General features: G+C 62.6%; 15 protein-coding genes. 9 read left to right on the top strand and 6 right to left on the bottom strand.

What is annotated here, in order from left to right; all coding sequences use genetic code 11:
* Positions 1-115: 115 nt before the first annotated feature.
* On the bottom strand, positions 116-541 hold the full coding sequence (locus G9463_RS14295; protein ID WP_240150045.1) for a PAC2 family protein: 426 nt from the start codon (positions 539-541) through the stop codon (positions 116-118).
* 77 nt (positions 542-618) lie between these two features.
* Here G9463_RS14295 and G9463_RS14290 point away from each other — a divergent pair, with 77 nt between their 5' ends.
* Positions 619-1,680 carry a mechanosensitive ion channel family protein gene (locus G9463_RS14290; RefSeq protein WP_011222938.1) on the top strand — a complete coding sequence of 354 codons (1,062 nt, stop codon included), beginning with the start codon at positions 619-621 and terminating at the stop codon, positions 1,678-1,680.
* Here G9463_RS14290 and G9463_RS14285 read toward each other — a convergent pair.
* The gene (locus G9463_RS14285; RefSeq protein ID WP_049938738.1) at positions 1,650-2,096 is read right to left on the bottom strand and encodes a universal stress protein; all 447 of its coding nucleotides are present in this window, start codon (positions 2,094-2,096) and stop codon (positions 1,650-1,652) included. The two genes, G9463_RS14290 and G9463_RS14285, sit on opposite strands and share 31 nt — an antisense overlap.
* Positions 2,097-2,128: 32 nt before the next feature.
* Positions 2,129-3,487, bottom strand: a complete 1,359-nt coding sequence (locus G9463_RS14280; RefSeq protein WP_165897070.1) for a bifunctional metallophosphatase/5'-nucleotidase — start codon at positions 3,485-3,487, stop codon at positions 2,129-2,131.
* A 72-nt stretch (positions 3,488-3,559) separates the two neighbouring features.
* Between G9463_RS14280 and G9463_RS14275 the strand changes: the two genes are divergently transcribed.
* The 7 genes from G9463_RS14275 (at position 3,560) to G9463_RS14245 (ending at position 7,467) form a co-directional block, all read left to right on the top strand.
* A complete protein-coding gene (locus G9463_RS14275; RefSeq protein ID WP_004962750.1) occupies positions 3,560-3,799 on the top strand; it encodes a DUF5816 domain-containing protein in 240 nt (79 codons plus the stop codon).
* A 210-nt stretch (positions 3,800-4,009) separates the two neighbouring features.
* The gene (locus G9463_RS14270; protein WP_004962755.1) at positions 4,010-4,342 is read left to right on the top strand and encodes a hypothetical protein; all 333 of its coding nucleotides are present in this window, start codon (positions 4,010-4,012) and stop codon (positions 4,340-4,342) included.
* Between the two features lie 24 nt (positions 4,343-4,366).
* Complete coding sequence (locus tag G9463_RS14265) at positions 4,367-4,900, top strand: mechanosensitive ion channel domain-containing protein (protein ID WP_004962758.1); 534 nt, start codon at positions 4,367-4,369, stop codon at positions 4,898-4,900.
* Between the two features lie 67 nt (positions 4,901-4,967).
* Positions 4,968-5,882, top strand: a complete 915-nt coding sequence (locus tag G9463_RS14260) for a metal-dependent hydrolase (RefSeq protein ID WP_007188373.1) — start codon at positions 4,968-4,970, stop codon at positions 5,880-5,882.
* A gap of 60 nt (positions 5,883-5,942) precedes the next feature.
* Positions 5,943-6,563, top strand: a complete 621-nt coding sequence (locus G9463_RS14255) for a hypothetical protein (RefSeq protein WP_121302729.1) — start codon at positions 5,943-5,945, stop codon at positions 6,561-6,563.
* Positions 6,560-7,219, top strand: coding sequence for a hypothetical protein (locus G9463_RS14250; protein ID WP_007188371.1), 660 nt, complete (start codon positions 6,560-6,562; stop codon positions 7,217-7,219). Before G9463_RS14255 ends, G9463_RS14250 begins: the two co-directional genes overlap by 4 nt.
* Before the next feature lie 47 nt (positions 7,220-7,266).
* The gene (locus G9463_RS14245; protein ID WP_004962769.1) at positions 7,267-7,467 is read left to right on the top strand and encodes a dodecin; all 201 of its coding nucleotides are present in this window, start codon (positions 7,267-7,269) and stop codon (positions 7,465-7,467) included.
* Here the strand turns inward: G9463_RS14245 and G9463_RS14240 are convergent, their stop codons facing one another.
* The 3 genes from G9463_RS14240 to hisD form a co-directional block, all read right to left on the bottom strand.
* Positions 7,468-7,842 (bottom strand): iron-sulfur cluster assembly accessory protein, encoded by a 375-nt coding sequence (locus G9463_RS14240; RefSeq protein ID WP_004962771.1) that lies wholly within the window; start codon positions 7,840-7,842, stop codon positions 7,468-7,470.
* A 62-nt stretch (positions 7,843-7,904) separates the two neighbouring features.
* A complete protein-coding gene (locus tag G9463_RS14235) occupies positions 7,905-10,130 on the bottom strand; it encodes an alkaline phosphatase D family protein (RefSeq protein ID WP_240150044.1) in 2,226 nt (741 codons plus the stop codon).
* Positions 10,131-10,414: 284 nt separating this feature from the next.
* Positions 10,415-11,683 (bottom strand): histidinol dehydrogenase, encoded by a 1,269-nt coding sequence (hisD, locus tag G9463_RS14230; RefSeq protein WP_165897069.1) that lies wholly within the window; start codon positions 11,681-11,683, stop codon positions 10,415-10,417.
* A gap of 211 nt (positions 11,684-11,894) precedes the next feature.
* On the opposite strand from hisD, the gene G9463_RS14225 reads away from it, so the two are divergent.
* The gene (locus tag G9463_RS14225; RefSeq protein WP_165897068.1) at positions 11,895-12,821 is read left to right on the top strand and encodes a hypothetical protein; all 927 of its coding nucleotides are present in this window, start codon (positions 11,895-11,897) and stop codon (positions 12,819-12,821) included.
* Positions 12,822-12,831: the final 10 nt, after the last annotated feature.

Genomic DNA, 12,831 nt, shown 5'->3' with positions numbered 1-12,831 from the left:
TTTGACTAGCTGCCGACACTGCTCAACGAAGTCGAGGAGATCGACTTCCATAGCCAGAATTGATTTCCTCGGCTTCGTCCTTCTAACCCGTGATAACCGCCGATTAGATCGCTATTCAACGCGGCAGATACATCGGCGTTGCAATGTAGAACGGGACGTGGTCGTCCGGGCCGTGTGCGATGGGGACGCCGGTGAGCATCGTAATGTCTGAAACCCCCAGTTTTCTCCCCGCGGTCGCAATTGCGCCAGCGAGCGATCCGGCCTGAGCCGGCGGCACGAACCGCTCACCCACTAAGACAGCAAACGACGACGCCTTATCGACATACAGCCGTGTGTGATGTCTCGGGGTCCCGTTATCGAAAGGGGTACTGAACGGCGGCTCCGACGTCCGCAGATGGCCGACTTCGCGCATCGAGTGCTGGTCAGCGAGATAATCGACGGCTGTGAGGCCGGCCAGGCCGTACTCAGAGACACCGACTGCCAGCGTATCTACCGGTGGTCGGTCGTCTGAGAGGACCACCGAGATGTCATCTGAAGACATATTATCTCAAACGGAGTGAGATGGCTAAGTAGTTCGGGAGGGGAATCCTTTTCTCGTGGCAGGATTGATTCCATGTCATGCGTTTTGGCCCTGTCTGGCCGTTGCAGACACCCACTCCGACGCCGACCGAAGCCGCGACGGAAGTGGCGACAGAGGTAGCCACTGACATCGGTGGATTGCTCCCCTTCGAAATCCCGATGTGGATTGCCAACATCGGGAAATCCCTGATCGTCATCGGGCTGGCAATTGTCGTTTCCCGCGTTCTCGTCCGTCTTCTGGGTCGGCGCGTCGCTCAGCAGTTCCGGCGGCCAAGTCTCACTCGAACAGCGCTTCGCGGCATCCGTGCCGGTGTGTACATTTTCGCGTTGCTGACCATTCTGGGCATTTACGGTCTGCAACTGGGTGATATTGCACTCTCCGTCACTGTGTTTTCTGCCGTGGTTGGTGTCGTGCTGGCCCCGATTCTCGGGGGCCTGATCTCTGGCGTCTTCTTGCTGGCTGACCAGCCATACGAGATCGGTGATATGATCGAACTCGCCGACACTGGCCAGCGAGGGTTCGTCGAAGATATCACACTCAGACACACCAAAGTGTTCACCCTTGACAACACGTTTCTCGTCATCCCCAACGGGGAGATTCGCCAGCGGGATGTCGTCAACTACTCGGCAGAGGACTCACGAACGCGGCTGTCGCTTGACGTAATGGTCACCTACGAGAGTGACATCGCCGTCGCGCGGAGCCTCATCGAAGCGGCGGCCCGGGAAGTGGACAACGTCATCTCCGGCGGGCCGGACATCCGCGTCGGTGCGGCCCGGTACCCCGCCTCGCCGACGGTGTATATCAACAATTTCGCCGACCACGGCGTGTTGCTGACATTACGGTACTGGGTGACCGAACCGTACAAGCTGCTTGCTGCCCGCTCGAGAGTCCAGACGAACGTCTGGCGGCGGCTCGAAGACGCAAATGTCGAAATCGCCTATCCACACTCCCACCTGTACTTCGACGACACCAGCGGGGAGATGAACGTCTCACTCACCAACGGATTGGGCGGGCTTGACGGCGTTGACCGGTCCCACACGGCCACCGGAGACGCGCCGGTCCCGCCGCGTCAGGATCCCGATGAACTCGGCGACGAGTGACGGCTGGACTGGGCATCCGGCTGGGCGGTGACGATTTCGCAGTCGAGTTCCTCGCGAAGGAACTGTTCGACATCGGGGTCGTCGACCAGCCGTCGGATCATCTGTCGCCAGCGACTCGCCTGTTTGCTCCCGATGACGACGATATCGGCGTCCTGTGCAGCGACCTCATCGAGGATCGTCTCTTCGACCAGCATCCCCGACCGGACGACGTACCGCGTCCGCGGGACGTGGCCGAACGCCTGCTCGACGGCGCGTTTGAGCTCTGTCCGGTCGACGTGGTGGCTATTCTGGTATAGATTTACGTGGAGGACGGTGAGGTCCGCATCTTCCGCGTCGGCGATCTGAATGGCCTCCGCGAGCGTGGCTCGGGAGTTCTCCGAGAGTGGGTATCTGACCGGGACGACGACCTGTGGCATCGGCGGAACGTACCGCGCCGAGGTTTAAATCGCTAGCGACGAGTGAGTCGTCCGTCGACCGCCGGGGCGATGTCCGTCTCGCGGACGTAGTCGGCCAGCGCCTCGTACTGTACGTCAGCGACGCTGACCCGGTGTGATTCAGTGAGGACGGGGAACTCCAGCTCGGTGTAGTAGAGGTAGTTACTCGTCGCGAGCGTGTACGTCTCGGTGTCGCGGACCGGTCGCCCGTCGACCTGCAGTCGCTCGATGATTTGTGTATCATCGTTCCAGACCAGTTCGACGCCGCTGAAATGGGCGTGCCACCAGTCCGGCTCGCCGAACGCGACCTGTTGCCCGCTCCCCTGTCGACACAGCGTCCGGAGCTCCGCCCCTGTCAGTTCGGCGACTGTCAGGGGTTCCTCGAAGGGGACGACAGAAACCATATCGGCGACCGTCAGCGCCCCATCGAGCGGAACCGTGTCGTTTCGGAGACCGCCGCTGTTCTGGAGGGCCACATCTGCGCCCGTCGCCCATCGGTACGCGTCCGCAACGAGGTTGCCGAGCCGACACTCGCCGCCGTAGGTCGTCGCCTGACTACGGTCGATTGGGTCGGCGGCGTGACCGATAACCTCGTGCAGTCCCGCTGCGGAGAGCCTGTCTTCGATTGCCGCCGCGACGCGGTCATCGAGAGGGCCATCAGCTGTCTCGCGGAACTGTGCAGTCGGTTCCGGTCCGGCAAGGTCGACCTCAACGACGGTCCGGCCGTTGGCTCCTGGTCTGGTGAGCAGCGTCCCGTCGAGACGGTCGATGCGGCGCTCGTGGACGTGCCCGCCGAGGATTACGTCCACGTCGCAGGCACGGGCCAGTTTCTCGTCAATCCGGCCCAGATGTGAGAGCACGACAACAGCCTCCGCCCCGGCGTCCCGAAGCGCTGTGGCCGCCTCGCTGACAGCCTCGAAGGGATCTGTGAACGTCAGCGTCGTCGCCTGTGGATTGGCCGAGGCCGTGTCCGGGCTGGTGACACCGACGAAGCCGACTTGCACTCCGTCGACGGTCCGATTCGCCCACGGTCGGGTCAATCGTCTGGCAAACCGCTCGCCGTCCTGTTCGACGTTCGCAGTCAGCCACGTCTGTGGCGACCGTGCGATAATCTCCCGCGTCATCGCGAGTCCGTGGTCGAAATCGTGGTTCCCCAGCGTCTCGAACGCGGGCGTCAGCGCGGTGAAGAGGTCGAGCGACTGCTCGCCGTCGGTGACCAGCGACAGCACTCCCGGACCGGTGTTGTCTCCGGTGCCGACCACCAGCGCATCCGGGCCGTCAGCGGCGGCGACTGTCCCCGCAAACCGCCCGATTCGCTCGGGTGTATCGTACGCTTTCTCCACGTCGGAGTAGTGGATGATCCGGGGACTCACACCCGTAGTGCAGGGGAACCAGCCATTAATGATTTCCGCAGTGATTTAGCCGCTGGCGCGTCATGAGTCCGTATGGACGCACTCGACGGTCCCGATGGAGAGACGCTGTACGTCGACCGGAGCGACGGCGACACCGGTACGAAAGGCGCGTTTTACGTCGTCTACCGCGACGCCGACCGCGAGCGCCGCTGGGGCTACTTCTGTAGCAACTGCGAGACGTTCAACAACGCGATGGACTCGATGGGACGCATCCGCTGTAACGACTGTTCGAACCTCCGCAAGGCCGAAGAGTGGGACGCCGCTCACGAGTAGTAGTCGGCCTGCGCGGCCGAACTGCCTACGCCGGCCACTGAGCTAGGTCTACCCCAGCCCCTGTGCCGAGTCGAATCACCCACCAAGCGTCCCTGTCTCACTGGTAGCGCTGCCGATTTCGTTTGTTTCCCTGGCCGTTTCCCCAGGCGAACTGTCAACAGCATGGCCAGTGGGAACGTTTATCAGATAGCCAGTGGTACTGGATCTCAGATGGGGGCCGTTACCACATCACTCGACGAGCAGGCCCGGTCGATATTCGACGACCTCGGATACACCGTGTCGCGCACTGGCACCGAACTGCGAGCGGAACGCGACTGGCGCGTCGTCACTGTCTCAGTGCTCGACTCGCAGGACCCGATACCAGAGGGCGGCGACTTGCGTTGTTTCGTCACACGCACCGACGATGCGACGCACCTCAGCCGCCGCCTCAATCGGCAGGACGTATCCTATGACTGGGCTGTCATCGGGATTACTGAGGACGGCGACTACGAGGTGGTCCGTCACCCCGGCGATACAGCCATGTCGGCTGACGCCAACACTTAGGGGCCTCTCCCTTCACCATCCGGCGTGCAAGTCGGTGTCATCAATCAAGCGCTCGAACAGCTAGTTACGAACGTTGTTGACGCACTTCCGCGCCTCATAACCGCGTTCGTCTTTCTTGCGATCGCTGCGGTAGGCATCAAAGCGATCATGTTCGTTGTCCGGGCCGTTCTGAAACGGTCGCTGCCCGGCGAATCCCCCGTGTACCGACAGTTTCTGTCGGTGATCGTACTCGTGTTCCTGTGGTTCGGCGTAGCGCTGTCGTTCCTTTCTATCGTCGGCCTGACCGCCATCGCCGCGTCTCTCGGAACTGCGACCGGATTCCTCGCGCTTGGCGTCTCATACGCGCTCTCGGAGATGATCAAGGACGCTGTTGCCGGCGTCTACCTCCTCCGTGACCCCGATTTCAACCCCGGCGACACCGTCAAAGCCGGCGACACCACCGGGGAGGTGGCCGCCATCGAACTCCGGAAGACGCGGTTCCGCGTCGACGGTGACACCGTTGTCAGGGCCAACGCGGCCATCGAAGAACGCTGGACGAAAGTCGAGTCCGAGTCCTGAGCGAGGGTGAGGGCCGCGCTACCCGTTCACACGTGGTGTTTAAGCCTATCGACATCATATTCGACGTATGTTCGTCGGCCACGCGCTACTTGCGTTCGCCCTCGGCGCCCTCGCCGCGTGGTGGCTTGGGCTCTCCCGTGAGCGAGCGGTCCAGTTGGGCGTCATCGCCGGCCTGTTCGCCGCAGTTCCCGACGTTGATATCGTCTACGCCCCCTTCGGGCTGCTCGTCGGGGCCGCCGAGAACCTGACGGCCGACGGCTTCTGGGAAACAGCGAACGTCGTCCACCGTGGGCCGACACACTCACTCCTGCTGGGGGCCGCACTCGCCATCGCGGCCGGCCTCTGGACAAGTAACTCACGGACTGGCCGAATCGGGTCGCTGTCCATCGGCGCCGTACTGACCGTTCTCACGGGCGCAGTCAGCGGTCCCATCGCAGGACTCGTGATGCTCGTGTTCGTTCTGGCCGTACTAGGTGTCGCCACAGTCGCACAGTCCCGCGATGTCAGCCCCCGGACGGTGACCGGGCTGGCGCTACTGGGACTCCTTACTCACCCGTTCGGCGACCTCTTCACCGGCGGCCCGCCCCCGTTCTTCTACCCCTTCGACGTGACACTCGTCGCCGAGCGGGTGATGCTCCACCCCGACCCGACCACGCACCTTCTGGCGGCGTTCGCTATCGAACTTGCGACGGTGTGGCTCGCCGTGTGGACGTACGTCCACCTCCGCGGCTACACGCTGACCGGGCTCGTCCGTCCGCGGGCAGCGCTGGGACTGGGGTATGCAGCAGCCGTCCTGTTCATGCCCGCACCGACGCTCGAACAGTCGGCGCACTTCGTGTTCAGCGTCCTCGCACTGGGCGTCGTCGGCGCGCCGACTCGGCCCTTCAGCGACGGTGTCGACTGGCTGGAGACCGTCGTGACGGGGCTGGCGGCAGTGTCCATCGCTGCGCTCGCGTACGCCATGGCGTACGGGGCCATCTGAAACAATCCCTCCGCCAATATCGGTCGATAGGGTTTTTCCAGTCGGGATGCACCAGCCAATATGAGCCGAGACGTAGCGCGGTTGCTCCGGGACGAGCGCGTCAACGCCCTCGCGGCGTGGTGCATCGTCGCTATGCTCGCGGCCGTGTCAGTGACAAGTGCCGTTCAGGCCGACCTGTTGTGGGCCGGATTCGCGGCGGTCGTTGCGGCGTTGGCGCTCTTTCCGCCAGTTCTATTGCGCAACCGGGACGCCATGCTGCCCTGGGAAATCCTCTTGCTGGCGGCGTCACCCGTTGTCGGCCGGCTGTTTGCGACGCTCTCGATGACCGGTAATCTCGCGACGTATCTCTCGGTTGCCGCCATCGCGCTCATTCTCGCCGTCGAACTCCAGCTCTTTACCCCTGTCCGGATGACGCCCCGGTTCGCCGTCGTCTTTGTGGCCATCACCACGATGGCTACCGCCGGCGTCTGGGCCGTGGTCCGCTGGGTAGCCGACCAGTTTCTCGGGACCACCTTCATCCTCGATCCGACGGTGTCCGAACACGTCATCGAGGAAGCGGTAATGTGGGAGTTCGTCGCATCGACCATCGCCGGCATCGGTGCCGGGGTGGTTTTCGCGTACTACGTCCGCCGGCAGGCTGGGACCAGCCGCGTCCCCGAGGAGGTCCAGCCTGACCTATGAGGGTCCGTGACCGCTTCAGCATCAGCACGGCGACACAGCAACGGCTCTCGCGAAGTCTGTCACTGGCTCTCATCGGCCTCTTCGCGGTTGGTATCGAGCGGGGAAACGTCGGCATCATCGTCAATTCAGGCGTCGCCATCCTCGTCACGCAACTCCCGGCGCTGCTGGAGCGGGACTACGGCATTGCACTCGACCCCGCGCTGACGCTGTGGATTACCTCGGCGGCGTTCTTCCACGCGCTCGGGACTGTTGGCCTCCCGGGGTCCGAGGAGAATTTCTACGTCACTATCTGGTGGTGGGACCACTTCACCCACGCCCTCTCGTCATCAGTTGTCGCCGCGGTCGGGTACACGACCGTTCGTGCGCTCGACGAGCACACTGACGAGATCTCGATTCCCTCGCGGTTCATGTTCGTGTTCCTCCTCCTGTTCGTGATGGCCTTCGGCGTGTTCTGGGAGGTCATCGAGTTCTCGATTACGCTTGCTGCCTCGGCGACCGGGAACGACACGATTCTGACACAGTTCGGGCTCACCGACACGATGCTCGATCTCGTGTTTGATACTATCGGAGCCATTATCGTGGCTATCTGGGGGACAGCACACCTCACTGACGTGGTCGGTCACGTCGAGACACTGCTGAACCGGCAGTCGCAGTGACCTGTCCGTACTTTTATCACATATCTGTGTGAACGAATAGCACGCAGATGGTTTTCAAAAAGATCACACTCATCGGGACCAGTTCGGAAAGCTTCGACAAAGCCGCCGACGATGCTATCGAGCGCGCGGAGGCCACACTGGACAATCTCAAATGGGTGGAAGTGGAGGAACTCGGCGTCGAGATCGCTAGCGTCGAGGGCCGCGAGTACCAGGCCGAGGTCGTCGTGGCGTTCGAGCTCGAAGCGTAGCTACGTCCGGAAGGACTCGCCACAGCCGCATTCGCTAACCACATTCGGGTTCTTGACGTGGAACCCGGCTCCCTGCAGGCCACCCTCGTAGTCGAGGACTGACCCCTCGATGTAGTCGATGCTGGCGTCGTCGACAAACACGCGGAGCCCGTTGCGCTCGAACACCTCGTCGTCTTCCTCGGGTGCGTGTTCGAACCGCATCCCATAGGAGAGTCCGGCACAGCCGCCCTGCTGGACGTACAGACGGAGCCCAGATTCTTCGACATCCATGCCTTCGCTTTCGAGGAGGTCCAGTGCCTCTCCCGCTGCCTGCTCGGTGACGGCGACGTCTTCGCCCCCGAGGTTCGGGTCGCCGTCGTCCGCTGTGCTGCTCATACACTTACGTGGACGCCCGAACGTGTTAACAGTGACGCCGGCACAGGGGGAACGCCCCCCATTCAGTTGACCTCGCTGTACAGCGTAACGATATCGTCGTATTCGAGCTTGCCGTTCTCGTTGAAGTCGTATGCGGCCTTATTGAGCGCGACGCTGTCATCGTCGAAATTGTCGAACAACAGCTGGATGTCATCGTAGTCAACTCGCCCGTTGCCGTTGACATCCTCGAAGTGGCCGTCGCCGTCGGGGTCGGTCGGCTCGTCGCTCCCGGTGACCGGCGGCGGGCCGACGATGACAACACCCAGTTCCGTGTTCGCTACGAGCGCAGTACCACTGTCGTCATCCAGCCTGTCGACCGACACTTCGATGTCGGCCGTTCCGGCGCTCTGTCCGCGGATGTCGAGCGTGGCAAGTCGCGTGTCAGTGCCACCGACAACTGACTGGGCGTTCTTTTCCACATCGGCAAACCGGATATCGGCGGACGCTCCATCACTGGCAACGTCCGTCTCGGAGATACTGAATGGGTCAGCGACTGTCACACCTGTTATCGTTGCGATTTCGGGGTCAGAAATAGTGACAGTCATCGCTGCGCCTGAGAGTCCTGTCTCCAGCCAGCGGCCGGTCAGTTCTGCCGTCCCGTTCTTGCCGTTGCCGACGGCGATAGAGTCGGCGAGGATCAACGGGTTGTCATCGGGGATGCCGGGCTGGCCTGCGGTGAGTTCGACTGTTGCATCCGTTCGCATCGGCGCACCGGGTTCGTCGACGTACTCTAAGACCTGAAACTCCGTCGTCCAGTTGTCAGGCGTGACCGTACAGCGGACGTAGCCGCGCTGATTGTTGTAGTACTCTACGTTGTCGTTCTCTGTGACGACGTAGCGACCGAAGTCGTCCATGTCGGTGCCGTTCCCGCCCGACGAGATTGATGTCCCGACGAACTCCGCGCCAACTGGTTCACTGGAGCCGTCTTTGGCACTGATAAGCGTATTCGCCCAGTGAGAGTGGAAATCACCGGTGATGACCACCGGGTTGTTGGCGTCCTCCTCAAACGCAGTTTTGACCAGATTCTGCTCGGGGACGTAGCCGTCCCACTGCTCTGTCCGGAACCCTTCTTCTGGCCCCTGCTTGAAGTCCATCGTCGCGAAGGGAAGCTGGTTCGCCAGCACGTTCCACGTCGTCTCAGTGGCCGAAAGATTCTCAAGCAACCACTCCTCCTGTGCGTCCCCGAGGATGGTTCGGTCCTCCTCGAAGCGCTCCGCACAGTCGACCTTATTGAACACGTCATCACAGGCCTGGTCGGACCGATAGAGCCGCGTATCGAGGACATTGAAATCGAGCAGGTCACCGAACTCGTAGTATCTGTAGAGCTTCTGGCTGGCGTCGTCGGGCTTTTGGTCCATCCGGAACGGCAGATGCTCGTAGTACGCTTTCAATGCCGCCGCGCGGCGCTGTATAAACGCCTCAGTAGATTGCTTGTCGGGGTCCTGCGGAACGTTCCCTGCCCAGTTATTGTCGACCTCATGGTCGTCGCGAGTAACGAGCCACGGGGCGCTGGCGTGAGCGGCTCGCAGATTCGGGTCTGATTTGTAGAGGCCGTAACGGAGTCGGTAGGTGTCAAGATCCGTCGTCTCCTTCTTGTATTCCTGTGGGAGCGACTTTTCGCGCGGTGATTCTGAAACATCGATGCCGTACTCGTAGATGTAGTCTCCCAGATGGACGATGAGGTCAAGCTCGTCTTCAGCCATCTGCCCAAATGCTGTGTAGTGGCCATCGACCCAGCGGTTACATGAAGCAAAGCCGAACTGAAACGCGTCGACGGACGCGCCGGCGGCGGGCGCGGTCTTGGTCCGGCCAATCGGACTCGTCTCACCGCGGCACGCAAACTGGTAGTAGTACTCGGTAGCGGGTTCAAGCCCGTCTGCGTCGACGTGGATAGTGTGCGCGTGGTCCGGTTCGGCAATGGCGGTCCCGGTGTTAACGATATCGCTCATTCCTTCGTCAGTGGCGACCGTCCACTCGACGCTGAATGTCTCACTGGGCATCGCACCGTCCGCTTCGAGGGGGTTCGGGGCGAGCCGCGTCCAGATGATGACAGAGTCAGGGAGCGGGTCACCGGATGCGATCCCTAACGTGTACGGGTCCGATTCGAAGTTGCCGTCGTCGTCCACCATCGCACTGGCGCTTGTAGACAGTCCGAGCACAGCCGCCAGCGAAACGCCGCCAGTTCGCTGCATGAACGTTCGCCGGTTCTGTGCTGTTGTGTCTATTTCAGGGAGGTCCGTAGGCCTCATGCCTAACTGCCGCCCCAGACGCCGATTAAAACTTTATAATATTGATATGTTATAGTTGTATCTCTTCGTTCCGGGTATGTTGTTTCTGGGTTGCGAATTACGCATACACCGGGCGCAATAGGTATCGATACCTGTAAAATCAAGCACCTTATGCTGCAGGCTATTCGGTGACCCGGCAGCAACGCAGACGCGGCGTGGTCCTACCCACGCATCTGACGAAAGCACGGAGTACCGACGGACTCACACCGATATATCGACAGCCACTGTGCTGTCCGGTGTGGCAGCTACTCGAACCGTTTGCGGACGCTCTCAGCGTGGGCGTCCAGCCCTTCGGCTTCGGCGAGAGTCGTAATCGTGTCCGCGATGTCGCCCAGCGAATCCTCGGAGAGGCGCTGGACTGTCGTCGACCGGACGAACGTGTCTACAGAGAGACCGCCGGTGACCCGCGCGTTGCCGCCGGTCGGCAAGACGTGGTTTGTCCCGGTCGCGTAGTCGCCGGCTGCAACGGGGCTGTACGGGCCGAGGAACACGGACCCGGCGGAGGGGATCCGTTCGAGGAGCGATTCGTCGTCAGCGGCCTGAATCGAGAGGTGTTCGGCGGCGTACTCCTCGGCGAAGAGGACGGCTTCGCTCATCGAACGAGCGAGGAGGACGCCAGATGCGTCGTTGTCCAGTGCGGCGCGGATGACTGCCTCGCGCTCCCGGCCGTCAGCTTGCTCGTCAACGGCATCGACGACCTGCTCGGCGAGGTCCGCGTCGTCGGTGACGGCGACGACAGAGGCGTTCTCGTCGTGTTCGGCCTGTGCAACGAGGTCTGCCGCGACCAGTTCCGGGTCCGCGTCGCCGTCGGCGACGACCATAACTTCGGAGGGGCCGGCCAAGAAGTCGATTGCCACGTCGCCACGGACCTCGGCCTTCGCTGCTGTGACCCAGCGGTTGCCGGGGCCGACGACGATATCCGTCGCGCTGACGGTTTCGGTCCCGTAGGCCAGTGCTGCGATGGCCTGTGCGCCGCCGACCTGATAGACGGCGTCAGCACCGGCGACGTGGATAGCGGCCAGCGTTACGGGGTTGACCTCCTCGGCTGGCGGGGTGGCGACGGCGACGTGCTCGACGCCAGCGACCTTCGCCGGGATGACGCCCATCAGCACGCTGGAGGGATAGGCCGCCGTGCCACCGGGGGCGTACACCCCAGCGCTGTCGAGCGGGCGGAATCGGCGGCCCAGTTCACGCCCCTCGAAGTCGTCACGCCAGTCCTCGGGGACCTGTCGCTCGTGGAACGCGCGGATGTTCGCCGCAGCGTCTTCGATGGCCTCGCGCACGTCGTCGTCGATTTCCTCGTAGGCCCGCTCGGCGGCGTCCGTGATGTCGATGTTACCCACGGAGACATCGTCGAACTCCTCGGCGAAGCGCCGCAGCGCCACGTCGCCCTCCTCGTGGACCTGCGAGACAATATCGCGGACATCGTCTCTGACGGCGTCGACACCGGCGTCGCGGTCGAAGAAAGCGGCCCGTTCGTCGGGACCAAGGTCAGCTATCGTCCGTACGTTCATACGCCTGATTCGGGACGGGGCAAAAAACGGGTTTCCCTTCGTCGGCCGGCAACGGCAATGGAGCGGAGTGCGGGAGAGAGGGACCGATTCGTCGGGCAAGAGTGACTTCAGAATCAGAGGCTGTCGGGACGCACATGCCTGTCGCGAATGTTCGACTCACTGTCAGTCGCTCTCTCGTCACCGTTTTCCGGTACTCGGGCCTACACAGACTATGGCTTCAGTCGACGACCATCGTCGCCGGACAACCGACCTCCCTCCGGCGACGACCGAATATTTCGCCCCCGAACTAGCGACTATTGATAGCTATCTCGAAACGGTCCCGCCAACTATCGACACGGCGGCCGGCGACGCCGCAGTCGGCCCGATACACACCCTCCCATGGTTCTACGTGGCCGACCTGACTGGCTGGCGCGGCAGTACGCTCGCCCGACTGCTAGCCGCAGAGCAGGGCGCGGCCTGCTACGAACTCTCCGCCGGCGCTGCGGACGCGCTTCCGGCCCTGTGGTCTCTCATTGACGAGAGCGGTGACAGCCCCGTTGTACTCCATCTGGACCTACAGGGCGACGGCGGACGGATTCAGCGAACGCTCCGGGAGGCGCTCCGACGCGGCTACACGCATACTCCCGACGGCTGGGACGAGCCGGTGCGCGGCGAACCGGCGAACCTCCACGTCGTCTTCACCGATACGACCCCCTCGAAGCGGCTGGCAGTACCACTGCCCGCCGCGACCACGCCGACCACCGGTGCGGTCCTCTCGTATGCGCCCCGCCGGAGCATGCTCCCGGAACGGCCCGACGGGACGACGATGCTTTCGGACCCGCCAGCGCTCCACGACCGCGAGGCCGAACTGGAGCAGTTCCTGCTGGCTGCGCTGGCTGGCTACGGTGACGACGACGCCAGACAGCAGTACGTCGACAACGCCGTCGAAATTCTGTCGATAACCCATTCGCTCATCGGGAAGCGTGACCTGCTGTTCGACGTGTCGCCGCGACTGGCGCTAAAATACGGGTCGCTCTTGGACAGGCTTTCAGTCGGTGCGACGACAGAGCGACTCGGTCAGGACGTGCTCGGGCAAGTGCCACAGAGTCCCGGGAGCGAGGATATTCGGGCAACGCTTCGGGACCTGCTGCCGAAATAGGTGGCCGAGA

The sequence above is a fragment of the Haloarcula sp. JP-Z28 genome (assembly GCF_011440255.1).
Lineage (GTDB): Archaea > Halobacteriota > Halobacteria > Halobacteriales > Haloarculaceae > Haloarcula > Haloarcula marismortui.
Note: the sequence above shows the minus strand (reverse complement) of the source record. Positions and strands in the feature narration are given on the sequence as shown.